Genomic DNA, 14,436 nt, shown 5'->3' on the forward strand with positions numbered 1-14,436 from the left:
CTGGCCCCGCGGCGCTACGGGACGCGGTAGAGCCACTCCTCGGTCTCGAACTTCTCGGCGACCAGCTTCTCGGCGGCGGCGTACTCGGCGTCGGTGAGGTCGCCGTCGGTCGCGCCGTAGAGGTTCTTGAAGGTCAGCTTCATCTGCTCGATGATCTCCGCGCGGCTGAGGCCGGTCTGGCTGCGGAGCGGGTCGACACGCTTCGCCGCGCTGGTGATGCCCTTGTCGCTGATCTTCTCGCGGCCGATGCGGAGCACCTCGGTCATCTTCTGGCCGTCCATGTCGTAGCTCATGGTGACGTGGTGAAGCACCGCGCCGGAGCCGAGCCGCTTCTGCGCGGCCCCGCCGATCTTGCCGGACGGGCTCGTGATGTCGTTCAGCGGCTGGTAGACGGCGTCGATGCCGAGCGACTTGAGCGCGATGATCGCCCACTCGTCGAGGAAGGCGTAGCTGTCGGCGAAGCTCATGCCCTGCACCAGGTCGGCCGGGGCGTAGATCGAGTACGTGACGACCGATCCCGCCTCCATGAACATCGCACCGCCACCGGAGATGCGGCGCACGACCTGGATGCCGTACTTCTTCGCGTTCTCCGGGTCGACCTCGTTCTTCACCGACTGGAAGCTGCCGATCACGACCGCGGGCTCGTCCCACTCCCAGATGCGCAGCGTCGGCCCGCGGCGGCCCTCGCCGACCTCGTTGGCGAGCACCTCATCCAGGGCGAGGTGCATCTGCGGTGAGACGGCCTTCGCGTGCACGATCTCCCAGTCGTAGTCGCGCCAGCTGGTCGCCTTCGCCAGAGCGCGGCGGACCGTCACGGCGACGGCCTCCGGCGAGAACCCGAGCAGGCTGGCGCCCTCGGGCAGGGCGTCCTTGACCGCTCCCGCGATCGTCTTCGCGTCGGACTGGGCGGGCAGGCCGTTCACGGCCGCGTCGATGGCCTCCAGGGCGGAGTCCGGCTCGAGGAAGAAGTCGCCGGCGAGCTGGAAATCCGCGATCCTGCCGTCCACCACCTCCAGGTCGACGACGACGAGCTTGCCCCCGGGGACCTTGTACTCACCATGCATACCCTTACCCTACGTCCGCCCGGGGGCGGACGGTCCGGCGGTCACGCCGGCGGCGGTGTGCCTCCCGGCGGGTTCCTCGGGTTGCCCCACTCATCGAGCTCCCGCTCCGGACTGCGCAGGAACGTCACGCCCAGGCCGATGAGCAGGATGACGAGCAGCAGACCCAGGATCACGAGGATCCATGCCAGGTCGGTGTCGTGCCCGCTGAAGTTCGCAGGGTTGTCGATCGGCGTGAACCGAGACAGTCCTCTCAGGATGTGTTCTCCCATGACGCCCTCCCGACCCTCAGTGTCCGCGCACTCCCCTCCCCTGCGCTAGACACTCTCTCCAGCCCTCCGTCCCGCCGTCGAGTCCGCAAAGACTGCACGCTGATCAGGCGACCGGCGTGCAGTTTTTGCGGACTCGACGGGGGGCGGAACCTACGGCTAGGAGCGGGCGGGGAAACGCTCGGTGAGCCAGGCGGTGAGGTCGGCGAACACCTCGGCGCGATTCGTCTCGTTGAAGATCTCGTGCCGGGCGCCCTCGTAGACGATCGTGGTGACGTCCGAAAGGCGCGATCGGGTGCGGTAGGCCCGCTCCAGCTTCCGGGCGCTGACCGGGCCGCCGAGCGGGTCGTCCGAGCCCACCTGGATGAGGACGGGGAGGTCCTGAGCCAGCCCGCGAGCGGGGCGGCCGAGCAGCCGGGCGGCGTCCGCCATCCCGAACAGCTTCTGAAGCGGCGTGAGGGTCGTGAGCGGGTCGTCGACGAATGCCTGCGCCACCGCGGGATCGCGACTGAGCCACTCCGCGCCCGTCGTTCCGAGGTGGGCGTGCCGCTTGTTGAGGTCGCCGCCGTTCATCGACCCGAGCGCACGGTACGCGGTGCCGGAGAGCACCATCCCGTCGTACTCGTCGCTGTGGCGGTTGAGCACGATCTGACCGATCAGCGATCCCCAGCTGTGGCCGACGTAGACCAACGGCAGGTCGGGATTCTCCTCCCGGATGAGATCGCTGAAGGCGTGGACGGCGCGGATCGCCGCGCGCAGGCCGCCTGGCCCGAGCTTCCCGAGGCGCGTGGCGTCGCCCTCCCACTGCTGCATCCCGGTGCGCCCGTGGCCGAGGTGGTCGTCCGCGTAGACGGCGTACCCGGCGGCGGCCAGGTGGGTGGCCAGCTCGCGATAGCGTCCCGCGTGCTCCCCCACCCCGTGGGCGAGCTGGATGGCGGCCGCCGGCCTTGTGCCGTCGGGTGTGGGCGCGTACACATCGAAATAGACGCGGACGCCGTCCTCGTCATCGAAACTCCGGCCCTGTTCACTGTGCACGGCCCCAGTCTGACGTACGCCCGCAGCGAAGGGGGTTTAGTTAGCCAATCTAATTTGTTAGGCTAACTATGTATGAGCGCACGATTGTCGACCCACGATCTGAGCGGCGCACTCCGCATCGCGGTGGCGCGGCTGGCCCGACGTCTGCGCTCCGAGAAGGAGGACCACGAGCTCTCCGACTCCCAGACGGCCGCGCTCGCCTACCTGGTGCGCGAAGGCGCCGCGACGATCGGTGCGCTGAGCGACTTCGAGCGGGTCAAGCCGCCGTCGATGAACCGCACCGTCAACCGCCTCGAGCAGGCAGGCTACGTCGCCAGAACCGCCGACGAGTCGGACGGACGCCGGGTCGTCGTCGTGCCGACCGAACGGGGCATCGGGCTCGTCGCCGAGACACGCAAACGCCGCGACGCCTGGCTGCATCAGCGCTTGCGCACGCTGACCGCCGAGCAGCGCGCCACTCTCGCCGAGGCCGCCGAGATCATGCGGGAGCTCGCCGACTCGTGAGTTCCATGTTCCGCTCGCTCGCCGGCGTCAACTACCGCATCTGGGCAGCCGGCGCGATCGTATCGAACGTCGGCACCTGGATGCAGCGGACGGCCCAGGACTGGATCGTCCTCACCCAGCTCACCCACAACAACGCGGCGGCCGTCGGCATCGTCATGGCGCTGCAGTTCGGTCCGCAGCTTCTCCTGCTGCCCGTGACGGGATGGGCGGCCGATCACCTCGATCGCCGCAAGCTCCTGATGGCGACGCAGGGCGCCATGGGGTTGCTGGGACTGGGCCTCGGCATCCTGACCGTGACCGGTGTCGTCCAGCTGTGGCACGTGTATCTCTTCGCGCTCCTGCTCGGCGTGGTCGCCGCCTTCGACGCACCCGCTCGCCAGACCTTCGTCTCCGACCTGGTCGCCGGACCGAACCTGTCGAACGCTGTGGCGCTGAACTCCGCCTCGTTCAACGCGGCCCGACTGCTCGGCCCCGCTGTGGCGGGCCTCCTCACCGCGGCTGTCGGCGCCGGCTGGGTCTTCCTGATCAACGCAGCGACCTTCGGGGCGGTGCTGCTGTCGCTGGCGATGCTCCACCGCGAGCAGCTCTACCGCACGGAACGCGCGAAGCGTTCGCGCGGGAGCCTCGTCGACGGGTTCCGGTACGTGCGGCGCCGCCCCGACATCCTCGTCATTCTGATCATGGTGTTCCTGATCGGCACCTTCGGCCTGAACTTCCCGATCTTCATCTCGACCATGTCGGTGAGCGTCTTCCACCAGGGCGCTGGCGAGTACGGCATCCTCTCGTCCATCATGGCGGTCGGGTCGGTGGTCGGCGCCCTGCTCTCCGCCCGGCGCGACCGCCCGCGCGTCTCGCTGCTGTTCGCCGGCGCGGCGCTGTTCGGGCTCGGCTGCGCTCTGGCCGCCGTGATGCCGACGTACTGGCTGTTCGCGGCCGCCCTCATCGTGATCGGCATCTCGTCGCAGACGCTCATGACGACAGCCAACGGCACCGTGCAGATGACGACGGATCCGGTGCTGCGCGGGCGCGTCATGGCGATCTACATGGCCATCTTCATGGGAGGCACACCGGTCGGCGCGCCGATCGTCGGCTGGGTGGCCGACACCTTCGGTCCGCGCTGGGCGATGGGCGTCGGCGCCGCCAGCGGCTTCGCTGCCGCCCTGGTCGGCGTGATCTACCTCGTGAAGTACCGCGGGCTGCGCGTCCGGTTCGCCGGGCTCCGCCCGCGCGTCGTGCTCGCCCCACGGGAAGTGGTCCGCGAAGAGCTCGAGGAGACCGAGGCGACGGCCACCCGCACCTCCTGAGCGGGATGCGGTACGGTGCGGACATGTTCCCTGTGGTCGAGCCGTACGCGCATGGACGGGTGGAGAACCCCGACGGAGACAGCATCTACTGGGAGACCAGCGGCAACCCGGACGGCGTCCCGGTCCTGTGGCTGCACGGCGGTCCCGGTTCCGGCTTGGGGCCCGGAAACTACCGCAAGCGCTACGACCCCGAGCGATTCCGCCTCGTCGGCATCGACCAGCGGGGCTGCGGCCGCAGCACGCCGTCGGTCGTGGATGCGCTCGACCGCCTTCCGGCCAACACGACCGACGGACTCATCGCCGACATCGAGCTGGTCCGCGCCGAGCTCGGGATCGACCGCTGGGTCGTGACGGGCGGATCGTGGGGGTCCACGCTTTCCCTGGCGTATGCGCTGGCGCATCCCGAGCGGGTGATCGGCATCGTCCTCGCCGCCGTCACCACGACCGGCCGCGCGGAGGTCGACTGGATCACGGAGACGATGGGACGCGTCTTCCCGGAGGCGTGGGAGGCGCTCGAGCGGTCGTCGCACCGCCGACCCGGCGAGCGCGTGATCGACGCATACGCACGGGTACTCGCAACAGGAACACTGGAGGAGCGGATCGCCGCGGCCGACGCGTGGGACGCCTGGGAGTCGACCCACGTCTCTCTCGACCCGAACTTCGTTCCCGGACCCCTGCACACCGATCCGACGCAACGACTCGTCTTCGCGACCCTGGTGACGCACTACTGGGCGAATGACGCGTTCCTGCCCGGCGAGCGCGCCATCCTGAACCGCGTGGGCGAACTGGCGCACATCCCGGCAGTGCTCATTCACGGCCGTCACGATGTCAGCGGGCCGGTCATCACGGCCTGGCTGCTCCACCAACAGTGGCCTGCGAGCCGACTGACCATTGTGGAGGGAGAGGGGCATGGGGGGCCGGAAGCGTCGGAGCTCATGGCGGAGGCCATCAGCGGGTTCGCGCGCTGATCGCAGCAGAATGGGACGCGTGACCACCGAATCCACCGCTTCGCCCGTCTCCGACCTCACGGCGCTCGCGGAGCGCGCACTCGCGCTCGCACCGACGGGCGGCCGGGCGATCGTCGGTGTCGCGGGCAGCCCCGGATCGGGCAAGACGACGCTCGCACGCCGCGTCGCCGGCCGGATGAACGAACTGGCAGGCGCGGGCACCGCCGTCCATCTCCCGATGGACGGGTTCCACCTCGCCAACGCCACCCTCGATGCGCTCGGACGGCACGACCGCAAGGGCGCGATCGACACCTTCGACGGGTGGGGATTCGCGGCCCTGCTCCAGCGCGTGCTGACCGAGACGGGCAACCCCGTCTACGCGCCGGCGTTCGAGCGAACGGTGGACGAACCGGTCGCCGGCTCCATCGCCGTGCCTCCGGCCACGCGGATCGTCGTGGTCGAGGGCAACTACCTCCTCATCGATGCCGACCCGTGGTCGCGGATCCCCGCGCTCCTCGCCGAGTCGTGGTTCGTGGAGACGCCGGAGGACGAACGGATGCGGCGGCTGGTCGACCGGCACACCCGCCACGGCCGGTCGGTCGGGGCGGCGACGGCGTGGGCACGTGATGTCGACGGCGCGAATGCCGTCCTGATCGAGGCGTCCAAGTCCCGCGCCACGCTGCTGGTGGATGGCACCACCGGACTCTCAGACAGCGGCGCTTAACCTGGAGCAATGACTTCTCCGACCGTCTCCTTCGACCGTGTGACCGTCTTCGGCGCCGACTGGTGCCGCGACTGCATCCGCTCCAAGTCCCTCCTCGACCGACTCGGCGCCGACTACGAGTACATCGACCTCGTCGCGCGTCCTGAAGAGGCCGACCGCGCTCAGCAGATCAGCGGACGCACCAACATCCCGGTCATCGTCTTCCCGGACGGCCGTCACCTCGTCGAGCCGACCGACCCCGAGCTCGAGGCCGCTCTCCGCGCCTGAGGGGTGCGCATCCCGCTGCCGGTGGGATGCTGAACCCATGGTCGAACCCGATGTCGCGCGGCTGCGTGCCGACGCCCGTGCGCGTGCCCTCGCGCGCCCGCGCGTGCCCTTCGACGGTGTCGTCGACGACGAGCCCGGCGGCGCCGTGAGCACGCGCCGTTACACGCCGACGACAGCCACGTGCCCGGATGCCGTGGTGGTGTTCCTGCACGGCGGCTACGGGATCCTCGGCGATCTCGAGCTGCAAGATGGATACTGCCGTCGGATCGCAGGCATCCTCGGTGTCTCCGTGGTCTCGGTCGACTACCGGCTGGCGCCGGAGGCGCGTCTCGCCGACTCCGCCGCCGATGCGGTCGCCGTCGCAGGAGCCGTCAACCGCGAAGGGAACCGTTGGGTCGTGCTGTGGGGTGACTCCGCCGGCGGCGCCGTCGCGCTCGCGGCCGCACGGGCCGGCCGCGCTGACGGCCTCGTGCTATCCAATCCGAACGTCGACCTCGGCCTCGCGCGCTACGACGACGCGGCGCCGGGCGGCCCCGGTCGCGAACTCTCCGAGTGGGCCTTCCTCCACTGGACGGGCGTCGGCCGCCTCGAGGACGCGCCGGACCTCGCCGTCGATGCGGCAGGCCTCCCGCCAGTGTTCGTCGCAGTCGGCTCGGAGGACTCGCTCCTCCCGGATGCGGAACACCTGGTGGCGCAATGCGCGGAGGCCGGTGTCCCCGCGCTGCTCCGCGAGGTGCCCGGTGCGTCGCACGGGTTCATGGCCGGGCCGGACATCGAGACCGCAGACGCGGTGATCCGCGAGGCCGGCCGGCGCGTTCTCGACGGAGACGCGTAGCGACTGCGAGCCCGACGCGATTCATCACCGCGACCGCGCAATCCCATCCACGCCACCTGTTGGACATCTGACTCGGCGGGGCGTTGAGTGGCGGATATGGAGTACACACACCTGGGCCGGTCCGGCCTGAAGGTCTCGCGCCTCGTCCTCGGCACGATGAACTTCGGTCCGCAGACCACCGAAGAGGATTCCCACCAGATCATGGATGCCGCCCACGACGCCGGCATCAATTACTTCGACACCGCCAACGTCTACGGCCAGCACAAGGGACGCGGAGCCACCGAGACGATCGTCGGCAACTGGTTCGCGCAGGGCGGCGGCCGCCGCGAGCGCACCGTGATCGCGACCAAGCTGTACGGCGACATGGGCGACTGGCCGAACGAGAACCGGCTGTCGGCGCTGAACATCCGCCGCGCCCTCGATGCCAGCCTGAAGCGCCTGCAGGCCGACTACGTCGACATCTACCAGTTCCACCACGTCGACCGGGACACCCCGTGGGATGAGATCTGGCAGGGCATCGAGACCGCGATCGCGCAGGGCAAGATCCTGTACGCCGGATCGAGCAACTTCGCCGGCTGGCACATCGCGACGGCGCAGGCCGAGGCGCGCAAGCGCAATCTGCTCGGGCTCGTCAGCGAGCAGTCGATCTACAACCTCCTCACCCGGCAGGTCGAACTGGAGGTGCTGCCCGCCGCGCAGGCGAACGGCGTCGGTGTCATCGCGTGGTCGCCGCTTCACGGCGGCCTCCTGGGCGGTGTCATCCGCAAGCAGAACGAGGGCAAGCGCCGGCTCGAGGGCCGTGCTGCCGAGACGCTCGAGAAGCACCGCGACGCGATCGAGGCCTATGAGGACCTCGCCGCCGAACTCGGCCACGAGCCGGGCGACCTCGCCCTGGCCTGGCTGCTGACGCGCCCCGGCGTGACCGGCCCGATCATCGGCCCGCGCACGCACGAGCAGTTGGACGGCGGCTTGCGCGCCCTCGACATCCACCTCGACGATGCGGCGCTCGCGCGGCTCGACGAGATCTTCCCGGGCCACAAGACGGCCCCCGAGGACTACGCCTGGTGACCCCGGGCCACACCGACACGAAGGAGAACGAGTGAAGACACGTACCATCGGCGACGTCCAGGTCTCGGCCATCGGCCTGGGCGGCATGCCCATGTCGATCGAAGGACGCCCCGACCGCGAGCGTTCGATCAAGACCATCCACGCAGCGCTCGACGAGGGCATCACGTTCATCGACACGGCCGACGCGTACCACCTGCACGCAGACGAGGTCGGCCACAACGAGGAGCTCATCGCCGAGGCGCTGCGCACGTGGACCGGCGGCGACGCGTCTGCCGTCCTGGTCGCCACCAAGGGCGGTCACCTGCGCCCTGGCGACGGATCCTGGACGCAGAACGGGCACCCGGACTACATCAAGCAGGCCGCGAAGGAGTCCCTCCGCCGACTCTGCGGCGACGCCATCGGGCTCTACCAGTTCCACCGGCCCGACCCCGAGGTCCCGTACGCGGACTCGGTGGGCGCGATCCGCGACCTGCTGGACGACGGTGTGATCCGGATGGCGGGGATCTCGAACGCGAACCCCGACCAGATCCGGCAGGCGCAGGACATCCTGGGCGGCCGTCTGGTGTCGGTGCAGAACCAGTTCTCGCCGGCCTTCCGGTCGAGCGAGCCGGAGCTCCGCCTCGCCGACGAGCTCGGCATCGCCTTCCTGCCGTGGAGCCCGCTCGGCGGAATCACCTCGGCCGGCGACCTCGGCAGCAGGTTCGAGCCGTTCAAGGACGTGGCGGACGCCCGCGGCATCAGCCCGCAGGTGGTCGCGCTCGCGTGGCACCTGGCGCAGAGCCCGCACGTCATCCCCATCCCGGGCTCGTCGCGTCCGGAGACGATCCGCGACTCCGTCACGGCCGTCGACGTCGAGCTGACACCCGAGGAGCTCTCCCGCCTCAACGCCGCCTGACCCGCAGCATCCACGCCCTCGGCTCCCACACCATCGGCTCCTGAGTTTTTCGCCCCCGAACGCCGTTTTGGGCGGAAAAACTCAGGAGCCGGCGGCCGCGGTGGCGGGAGTCGGGGTCAGGGCGACCGGGTCGAGCTGTGTGAGGAACGCGGAGGCTGCGGGGCTCGGCTGCTCGGCGACCGCCACGGCGACGGTCCAGACCGGGGCGTCCTGCAAGCGGACTGCCCGCAGGGCGTCAGGACGCTTGCGGGCGAAGCTCTCCGGCACGACCGCGACCCCGAGGTTGTACCCGACGAGGTCGAGCAGGGGATGCACGTCGTTGACCTCCATCGCGGCCCGGTAGTCGAACCCGGCGGCGGCGAACGCCCGCCGGCTCAGGGCCTGAGCGCCCCAGCCCTCCTGGAATCCGACCAGAGGTTCCCCGCGCAGCGCGTCGAGCGGAATGCTCTGCTCCGCGGCGAAGGGGTGGTCCGGGTGGCAGAGCACCAGCATCTGCTGCGTGCTCAGCGGCCGCAGGTGCACGCCGGCCGGCGTGTGGCCGGTGTCGACGACCAGCGCGACGTCGGCACGGCCTCCGGCCACGTCATCCACCAGCTCCTCGGATCCCGAGTAGCGCAACCGCACCTCCACGCCGGGATTCGCCGTGCGGAAGGACGCGAGCTCGGCGGGGAGGTCGACCGAGCCGAGACACGGCTCCGCGCCGATGGTCAGGCGTCCGCGCAGGAGCCCCCGCACGGCGGCGACCGCATCGCGCGCCGCGGCGGCACTCGCGAGGGTGCGCACCGAGTCGGCCAGGAGCGCCTGACCGGCAGCGGTCAGCTCCACGCGCCGGGTGCTGCGGATGAAGAGCGAGGTGCCCAGTTCCTGCTCGAGCGAGCGGATGGACGCGGACAACCCGGACTGCGATATGCGCAGCAGTTCTGCCGCGCGGGTGAAGTGCCGTTCTTCGGCCACAGTGACGAAGTGCTCCAGCTGCCGCAATTCCATTGTGCGATCGTACTGCTGAATCCTGGGCCGCTGATACGCGGCGTCGATATCGGTCGGGGATGCGTCAGGCGACCGATGCCTTCGCCGTCGCGTCCTCGCCGGGCGCGGCGTCGAAGCGGAAGGTCCGACGGAAACGGTCCACGAGACTGCGGTCGCCGGTCTCCACGTCCAGCGGTGGCATCTCTCCACTGAGGAGTTCGCCGAGAAACTCGCGATCGATGCGGAATTCGAGCACATCGGCCGGCGGCGCGATCGCGACCCGGCGCTGCGGTTGCGGAAGCGCGTCGGGGCCGACATCCATCGCATCGAGGGCTCCGGCGTCGACCACGGCGCTCACCGAGGTGTCGCCCGTGTGGATGAGGTACTCGGTCGGCGGAAACCCGGCCGCGACGTCGCCGCGGAAGGCCGCCCGCAGTGTCACGGCCAGCGCATCGGCAGTCAACACCTCACCTTCCGCCGATTCGCCCGGCGCCGCCCAGCCCCAGCGTTCGAGCGCGAGGACGACCGGCTCCAGCTGGCGGCCGAGCGGTGTCAGCTCGTACCCGCCGCGAACCGTGGGGACGCGGCGGACGATGCCCGCCTGCTGCAGTTCCTTCAGCCGGTCGCTGAGGATGTTGGTCGGGATGCGCGGCAGGCCGGCCTTGAGGTCGCTGTAGCGGCGCGCGCCGGCGAGCAGGTCGCGAACGATGAGCAGTGCCCACCGTTCGCCGACCCGCTCCACCGCGCGCGCCACTCCTCCGGCCTGGCCGAAGCCGCGGGGCGCCCGTGCCGCCATCCGGGAGGCCGTGTCAGGCCTGCGCCGGAGCTTCGGCCGCGTGCTCCGCCATGTAGGCCTCCGGGCCCTTCTCGACGGCCTCAGGTGCCATGTAGAGGTAGGACAGGTTGTTGCCGTCCGGGTCCTCCAGGTCGCGCGAGTACATGAACCCGTAGTCCTGCGCCGGCCGCGGTTCCGTGCCGCCGGCCTCGAGGCCGCGCGCGACGATGGCGTCGACGTCCTCGCGGGAGTCCTGGCTGAGCGCGATGGTTGCGCCGGTCTGCGTGGCCGGGTCGATGATCTGCTTATCGGTGAACGTGGCGAGGAACTCGCGCGTCTGCACCATGAAGTAGATGGTGTCGCTGAGGACGACGCAGGCCGCGTTGTCGTCGGTGAACATGGGGTTGATCGTGTACCCGAGAGCCTCGTAGAAGGTCTTCGCGCGCTCGAGGTCGTTCGTCGGGAAGTTGACGAAGATGTTCGTGGTCATGGTTTCCTCCGGTCGTCGGTGTGCCACTAGCTTGCTCTTTGCAAGTTCACTTGTCAAGAACAAGTAAACGTCTCGAGCGCAGCTTGTGGATGTCCGCCCGGATCTCGTTCACGAGCGTGACCGCCCCCTCCGCCTCGGCCGCTTCCAGCGCGTCGGCCTGGGCACTGTCGGCTTCCGTGAACCACGAGGCGATCGTCACGCCGTGCCCGGGACGCGACAGGACCTCGATGCGGTCACCCGCCCCCACCGTGCCGGACTTCACGACCGAGAGGTACGCCCCGGGGCGGCCCCTCTCCGTGAAGCGCTTGACCCACTGCGGCTCCCGCATCCGGCGCTGGAAGGTCGCGCAGGGTTCGCGCGGGCAGGTGACCTCGACCACGAGCTCGTCGCCGATCCGCCACCGCTCCCCGATCTCGGCGCCGTTCACGTCGATCCCCGCCGTTCGCAGGTTCTCACCGAACAGCCCGGGCGGGATGGGACGGCCGAGCTCGCCCGCCCACTCCTGAGCATCCTCGTCGGCATAGGCGTACAGCGCCTTGGATACACCGCCGTGGTGCTTCCGGTCGGCCTGGACGTCGCCGTGCAGCCCGAGAGGTCTTACGCGCAGTCTCTTCTCCACGGGCTGCTTGTCGATGGCCGTGACACCGATCGTGCCGCTGTCGTGGAGGAGCTGCTCGACGCGGCACACCGCGAGAATCTCTGCCATCGCCCCAGTATCCCAGCAGCCGTGCGCTGACTCAGCGCACTCCGCGCATGAGGCGGAGCACCCACGGGCTGACCAACGCCAGCAGCACCCCGATCGCGATGGCAAGGCCCCCGATGATGCTGAAGTAGACACCTTCCGGCACAGAGGTGAAGAGCTTGCCGAGCTGGCCGGCCATCGCCGTCCCGAGGGCCACGGAGAGGAAGTACAGCGCCACCATCTGCGCCTGGAACGACCGCGGCGCCAGCTTCGTCGTCACGGAGAGCCCGGGAGGCGAGATCAGCAGCTCAGCGACCGTGAAGACGAAGAGGATGCCGATCATGGCGAGCAACGGGGTGCTGTTCTCCCCTCCTCCCGCCCAGAACAGGAACAGGAAGAAGGCAAGACCCATGAGGACCGTCCCGGCCGCGAACTTGATCGGCGTCGACGGCTGCTTCTCACCCCACTTCGTCCAGATCGCCGCGAAGACGCCCGAGAGCACGATGATGAAGATCGGATTGATGGACTGCACCCACGAGACCGGGAACTCCCAGCCGAACAGGTCCCGGTTCAGGCGCTTGTCCGAATAGATGGTGACCACCGTGAACTGCTGCTGGTAGAGCGTCCAGAACGCCGCGTTGGTGATGAACAGCGGGATGAACGCGAAGAGACGGCTGCGCTCATCGGCATTCAGGAGCTTCGACGTGAGCATCACGGCGAAGTAGGCGATGGCGGCCACGATCGTCACACCGATCACCCAGAGCGCGAGATTGGATGCGTTGATCAGTCCGGTGAGCACCAGCACGACGATGACGGCGAGACCGGCGACGCCGATGCCGATCATCAGCGGGTAGCGGGAGCGTTCGAGGGGATGCGGAACCTGCCGCGCCTGGTCAGGGAGGCGCTTGCGACCGAGCGAGTACTGGATGAGCCCGATCGCCATGCCGACCGCGGCGAGCGCGAAGCCCCAGTGGAAGCCCAATGTCGACTGCAGCAGCCCGGTGAGGAGGGGCCCGAAGAAGGCGCCCAGGTTGATGCCGAGATAGAAGAGCGAGAATCCGGCGTCGCGCCGCGGGTCCTTCTCCGAGTACAGCGTCCCGACGATGCGGGTGGCGTTCGCCTTCAGTCCGCCGCTTCCCAGGGCGACGAACAGCAGGCCGACGAGCACACCCGCGACACCCGGGATCACAGCGAGCGAGATATGGCCGGCCATGATGACGACGGCGCTCCAGAACAGCACGCGTTCCGACCCGAACAGCCGATCGGCGAGCCAGGCGCCGAGGATCGTGGAGAGGTAGACCGCGCCGCCATAGGCGCCGACCACGCCGGTGGCCGTCGCCTGGTCGATGCCGAGGCCGCCGCGTTCGGCCGAGTAATACAGGTAGATCAGCAGGATGCCCTGCATGCCGTAGAAGGAGAACCGCTCCCACATCTCCACCCCGAAGATGTTGGCGAGCGCGCGCGGCTGACCGAAGAAGCCGTGGCTGCTGTCGTCGTCGCGTCGCGCCGGCGCGGTGTCCGTTCTGCTCATGCCGACCATGCTCCCACCGTCGATCCCGCGGGTGAACGCCCGTTCGCGCGCCGGTGGATAACTTCCACCGCGCCGCCTTTGTGCACACGGACGCACAAAACGGTCACTTCCCTGGCTTTCACGCAACGATTCACCATATGCTCGCCCCGTGGACAATCTCGATCGCAGCATCCTCGACCTGCTCCGTCAGAACGCCCGGGCGGGATACGGCGACATCGGTTCGGTCGTCGGGCTCTCGGCCTCAGCGGTCAAGCGACGCGTGGACCGCCTGGTGGCCGATGGCGTGATCCGCGGGTTCACCATCCAGGTCGATCCCGCGATCGATGGGATGAGCACTGAGGCCTACGTCGAGCTGTTCTGTCGGGGCACCGTGTCGCCGGAGGAGCTGCTGCGCATCCTGTCCGCCGTGCCCGAAGTCGTCGACGCCGGCACCGTGACCGGAAGCGCCGACGCCATCGTCCACATCCGCTCGCGCGACATCCCGAGCCTGGAGGCTGCGCTCGAGAAGGTGCGGCTCGCCCCGAACGTCGACCACACACGCAGCGCGATCGTGCTGTCGCGCCTCATCAACCGCGGCAACGCCTGAGCGTCGCGAAACTTCAAGACCCCGCCGCACGAGTGGATGAGACTGGCGGCATGAGTACGACAGCACGCGCAGACATCCGCATCGACGCGTCCCGCGACCGCGTCTGGACGGCCCTGACCGACCCGGACACGATCGCCCGCTACCTCTTCGGCAGCCGCGTCTCGACCGATTGGAAGACCGGCAGCCCGATCGTCTATCGCGGCGAGTGGGACGGTAAGCCCTACGAGGACAAGGGCACCATCCTGGAGATCGTCTCCGGCGAGCGCCTCGTCACCAGCTACTACAGCCCACTGAGCGGCAAGCCGGACGTCCCCGAGAGCTATCAGACCGTCTCGTACCTCCTCGCCGACGACGGCGACGGCACCCTCGTGACGATCACGCAGGACGGCTGCGCCGACGACGCGGAGGCCGAGCGATCGAGCGGCAACTGGCGCATGGTGCTCGACAGCATGAAGTCGGTCGTCGAGCACGGCTGACCGTCTCCTGCGAGAACGTTC

At 69.3% G+C, this 14,436-nt stretch carries 18 protein-coding genes; 10 read left to right on the forward strand and 8 right to left on the reverse strand.

What is annotated here, in order from left to right; translation table 11 throughout:
• Positions 1-14: 14 nt before the first annotated feature.
• From ACF1AJ_RS12310 to ACF1AJ_RS12320, 3 genes are all read right to left on the reverse strand, one after another.
• The gene (locus tag ACF1AJ_RS12310; protein WP_391507624.1) at positions 15-1,064 is read right to left on the reverse strand and encodes a biotin/lipoate A/B protein ligase family protein; all 1,050 of its coding nucleotides are present in this window, start codon (positions 1,062-1,064) and stop codon (positions 15-17) included.
• A 41-nt stretch (positions 1,065-1,105) separates the two neighbouring features.
• The gene (locus ACF1AJ_RS12315; RefSeq protein ID WP_391507625.1) at positions 1,106-1,333 is read right to left on the reverse strand and encodes a hypothetical protein; all 228 of its coding nucleotides are present in this window, start codon (positions 1,331-1,333) and stop codon (positions 1,106-1,108) included.
• 156 nt (positions 1,334-1,489) lie between these two features.
• Complete coding sequence (locus ACF1AJ_RS12320) at positions 1,490-2,365, reverse strand: alpha/beta hydrolase (protein WP_391507626.1); 876 nt, start codon at positions 2,363-2,365, stop codon at positions 1,490-1,492.
• A 72-nt stretch (positions 2,366-2,437) separates the two neighbouring features.
• Here ACF1AJ_RS12320 and ACF1AJ_RS12325 point away from each other — a divergent pair, with 72 nt between their 5' ends.
• The 8 genes from ACF1AJ_RS12325 (at position 2,438) to ACF1AJ_RS12360 (ending at position 8,909) form a co-directional block, all read left to right on the forward strand.
• A complete protein-coding gene (locus ACF1AJ_RS12325) occupies positions 2,438-2,869 on the forward strand; it encodes a MarR family winged helix-turn-helix transcriptional regulator (RefSeq protein WP_391507627.1) in 432 nt (143 codons plus the stop codon).
• Between the two features lie 5 nt (positions 2,870-2,874).
• Entirely contained in the window at positions 2,875-4,173 is a 1,299-nt protein-coding gene (locus ACF1AJ_RS12330) for an MFS transporter (RefSeq protein ID WP_391508757.1), read from the forward strand.
• A 5-nt stretch (positions 4,174-4,178) separates the two neighbouring features.
• On the forward strand, positions 4,179-5,141 hold the full coding sequence (gene pip, locus ACF1AJ_RS12335; RefSeq protein ID WP_391507628.1) for a prolyl aminopeptidase: 963 nt from the start codon (positions 4,179-4,181) through the stop codon (positions 5,139-5,141).
• 10 nt (positions 5,142-5,151) lie between these two features.
• The gene (locus ACF1AJ_RS12340; protein ID WP_391507629.1) at positions 5,152-5,844 is read left to right on the forward strand and encodes a nucleoside/nucleotide kinase family protein; all 693 of its coding nucleotides are present in this window, start codon (positions 5,152-5,154) and stop codon (positions 5,842-5,844) included.
• 9 nt (positions 5,845-5,853) lie between these two features.
• Complete coding sequence (locus ACF1AJ_RS12345; RefSeq protein ID WP_309855782.1) at positions 5,854-6,111, forward strand: glutaredoxin family protein; 258 nt, start codon at positions 5,854-5,856, stop codon at positions 6,109-6,111.
• A gap of 37 nt (positions 6,112-6,148) precedes the next feature.
• Positions 6,149-6,946, forward strand: coding sequence for an alpha/beta hydrolase (locus ACF1AJ_RS12350; protein WP_391507630.1), 798 nt, complete (start codon positions 6,149-6,151; stop codon positions 6,944-6,946).
• A gap of 96 nt (positions 6,947-7,042) precedes the next feature.
• The gene (locus ACF1AJ_RS12355; protein ID WP_391507631.1) at positions 7,043-8,014 is read left to right on the forward strand and encodes an aldo/keto reductase; all 972 of its coding nucleotides are present in this window, start codon (positions 7,043-7,045) and stop codon (positions 8,012-8,014) included.
• 31 nt (positions 8,015-8,045) lie between these two features.
• The gene (locus ACF1AJ_RS12360; RefSeq protein WP_391507632.1) at positions 8,046-8,909 is read left to right on the forward strand and encodes an aldo/keto reductase; all 864 of its coding nucleotides are present in this window, start codon (positions 8,046-8,048) and stop codon (positions 8,907-8,909) included.
• Positions 8,910-8,990: 81 nt separating this feature from the next.
• On the opposite strand, the gene ACF1AJ_RS12365 is transcribed toward ACF1AJ_RS12360, so the two are convergent.
• From ACF1AJ_RS12365 to ACF1AJ_RS12385, 5 genes are all read right to left on the reverse strand, one after another.
• The gene (locus tag ACF1AJ_RS12365; RefSeq protein ID WP_391507633.1) at positions 8,991-9,896 is read right to left on the reverse strand and encodes a LysR family transcriptional regulator; all 906 of its coding nucleotides are present in this window, start codon (positions 9,894-9,896) and stop codon (positions 8,991-8,993) included.
• Between the two features lie 64 nt (positions 9,897-9,960).
• Positions 9,961-10,671: a winged helix-turn-helix transcriptional regulator gene (locus ACF1AJ_RS12370; protein ID WP_391507634.1), complete on the reverse strand. Its 711-nt coding sequence runs from the start codon at positions 10,669-10,671 to the stop codon at positions 9,961-9,963.
• 13 nt (positions 10,672-10,684) lie between these two features.
• The gene (locus ACF1AJ_RS12375; RefSeq protein WP_309855774.1) at positions 10,685-11,140 is read right to left on the reverse strand and encodes a VOC family protein; all 456 of its coding nucleotides are present in this window, start codon (positions 11,138-11,140) and stop codon (positions 10,685-10,687) included.
• 46 nt (positions 11,141-11,186) lie between these two features.
• Entirely contained in the window at positions 11,187-11,846 is a 660-nt protein-coding gene (locus tag ACF1AJ_RS12380; protein WP_391507635.1) for an MOSC domain-containing protein, read from the reverse strand.
• A 31-nt stretch (positions 11,847-11,877) separates the two neighbouring features.
• Positions 11,878-13,362: a peptide MFS transporter gene (locus tag ACF1AJ_RS12385; protein ID WP_391507636.1), complete on the reverse strand. Its 1,485-nt coding sequence runs from the start codon at positions 13,360-13,362 to the stop codon at positions 11,878-11,880.
• Positions 13,363-13,501: 139 nt separating this feature from the next.
• Between ACF1AJ_RS12385 and ACF1AJ_RS12390 the strand changes: the two genes are divergently transcribed.
• Both ACF1AJ_RS12390 and ACF1AJ_RS12395 read left to right on the forward strand, forming a co-directional pair.
• A complete protein-coding gene (locus tag ACF1AJ_RS12390; RefSeq protein WP_018189220.1) occupies positions 13,502-13,939 on the forward strand; it encodes an Lrp/AsnC family transcriptional regulator in 438 nt (145 codons plus the stop codon).
• A 50-nt stretch (positions 13,940-13,989) separates the two neighbouring features.
• Entirely contained in the window at positions 13,990-14,415 is a 426-nt protein-coding gene (locus tag ACF1AJ_RS12395) for an SRPBCC family protein (protein WP_391507637.1), read from the forward strand.
• Positions 14,416-14,436: the final 21 nt, after the last annotated feature.

It is taken from the genome of Leifsonia sp. NPDC014704 (genome assembly GCF_043083605.1).
Taxonomy (GTDB): domain Bacteria; phylum Actinomycetota; class Actinomycetes; order Actinomycetales; family Microbacteriaceae; genus Leifsonia.

What these genes read in the sequence shown, in the direction of transcription:
- ACF1AJ_RS12310 (WP_391507624.1), bottom strand. Translation starts at nt 1,064, where the DNA reads ATGCATGGTGAGTACAAGGTCCCCGGGGGCAAGCTCGTCGTCGTCGAC.
- ACF1AJ_RS12315 (WP_391507625.1), bottom strand. Translation starts at nt 1,333, where the DNA reads ATGGGAGAACACATCCTGAGAGGACTGTCTCGGTTCACGCCGATCGAC.
- ACF1AJ_RS12325 (WP_391507627.1), top strand. Translation starts at nt 2,438, where the DNA reads ATGAGCGCACGATTGTCGACCCACGATCTGAGCGGCGCACTCCGCATC.
- ACF1AJ_RS12330 (WP_391508757.1), top strand. Translation starts at nt 2,875, where the DNA reads ATGTTCCGCTCGCTCGCCGGCGTCAACTACCGCATCTGGGCAGCCGGC.
- pip (WP_391507628.1), top strand. Translation starts at nt 4,179, where the DNA reads ATGCGGTACGGTGCGGACATGTTCCCTGTGGTCGAGCCGTACGCGCAT.
- ACF1AJ_RS12340 (WP_391507629.1), top strand. Translation starts at nt 5,152, where the DNA reads ATGGGACGCGTGACCACCGAATCCACCGCTTCGCCCGTCTCCGACCTC.
- ACF1AJ_RS12345 (WP_309855782.1), top strand. Translation starts at nt 5,854, where the DNA reads ATGACTTCTCCGACCGTCTCCTTCGACCGTGTGACCGTCTTCGGCGCC.
- ACF1AJ_RS12350 (WP_391507630.1), top strand. Translation starts at nt 6,149, where the DNA reads ATGGTCGAACCCGATGTCGCGCGGCTGCGTGCCGACGCCCGTGCGCGT.
- ACF1AJ_RS12355 (WP_391507631.1), top strand. Translation starts at nt 7,043, where the DNA reads ATGGAGTACACACACCTGGGCCGGTCCGGCCTGAAGGTCTCGCGCCTC.
- ACF1AJ_RS12365 (WP_391507633.1), bottom strand. Translation starts at nt 9,896, where the DNA reads ATGGAATTGCGGCAGCTGGAGCACTTCGTCACTGTGGCCGAAGAACGG.
- ACF1AJ_RS12370 (WP_391507634.1), bottom strand. Translation starts at nt 10,671, where the DNA reads ATGGCGGCACGGGCGCCCCGCGGCTTCGGCCAGGCCGGAGGAGTGGCG.
- ACF1AJ_RS12375 (WP_309855774.1), bottom strand. Translation starts at nt 11,140, where the DNA reads ATGACCACGAACATCTTCGTCAACTTCCCGACGAACGACCTCGAGCGC.
- ACF1AJ_RS12380 (WP_391507635.1), bottom strand. Translation starts at nt 11,846, where the DNA reads ATGGCAGAGATTCTCGCGGTGTGCCGCGTCGAGCAGCTCCTCCACGAC.
- ACF1AJ_RS12385 (WP_391507636.1), bottom strand. Translation starts at nt 13,362, where the DNA reads ATGGTCGGCATGAGCAGAACGGACACCGCGCCGGCGCGACGCGACGAC.
- ACF1AJ_RS12395 (WP_391507637.1), top strand. Translation starts at nt 13,990, where the DNA reads ATGAGTACGACAGCACGCGCAGACATCCGCATCGACGCGTCCCGCGAC.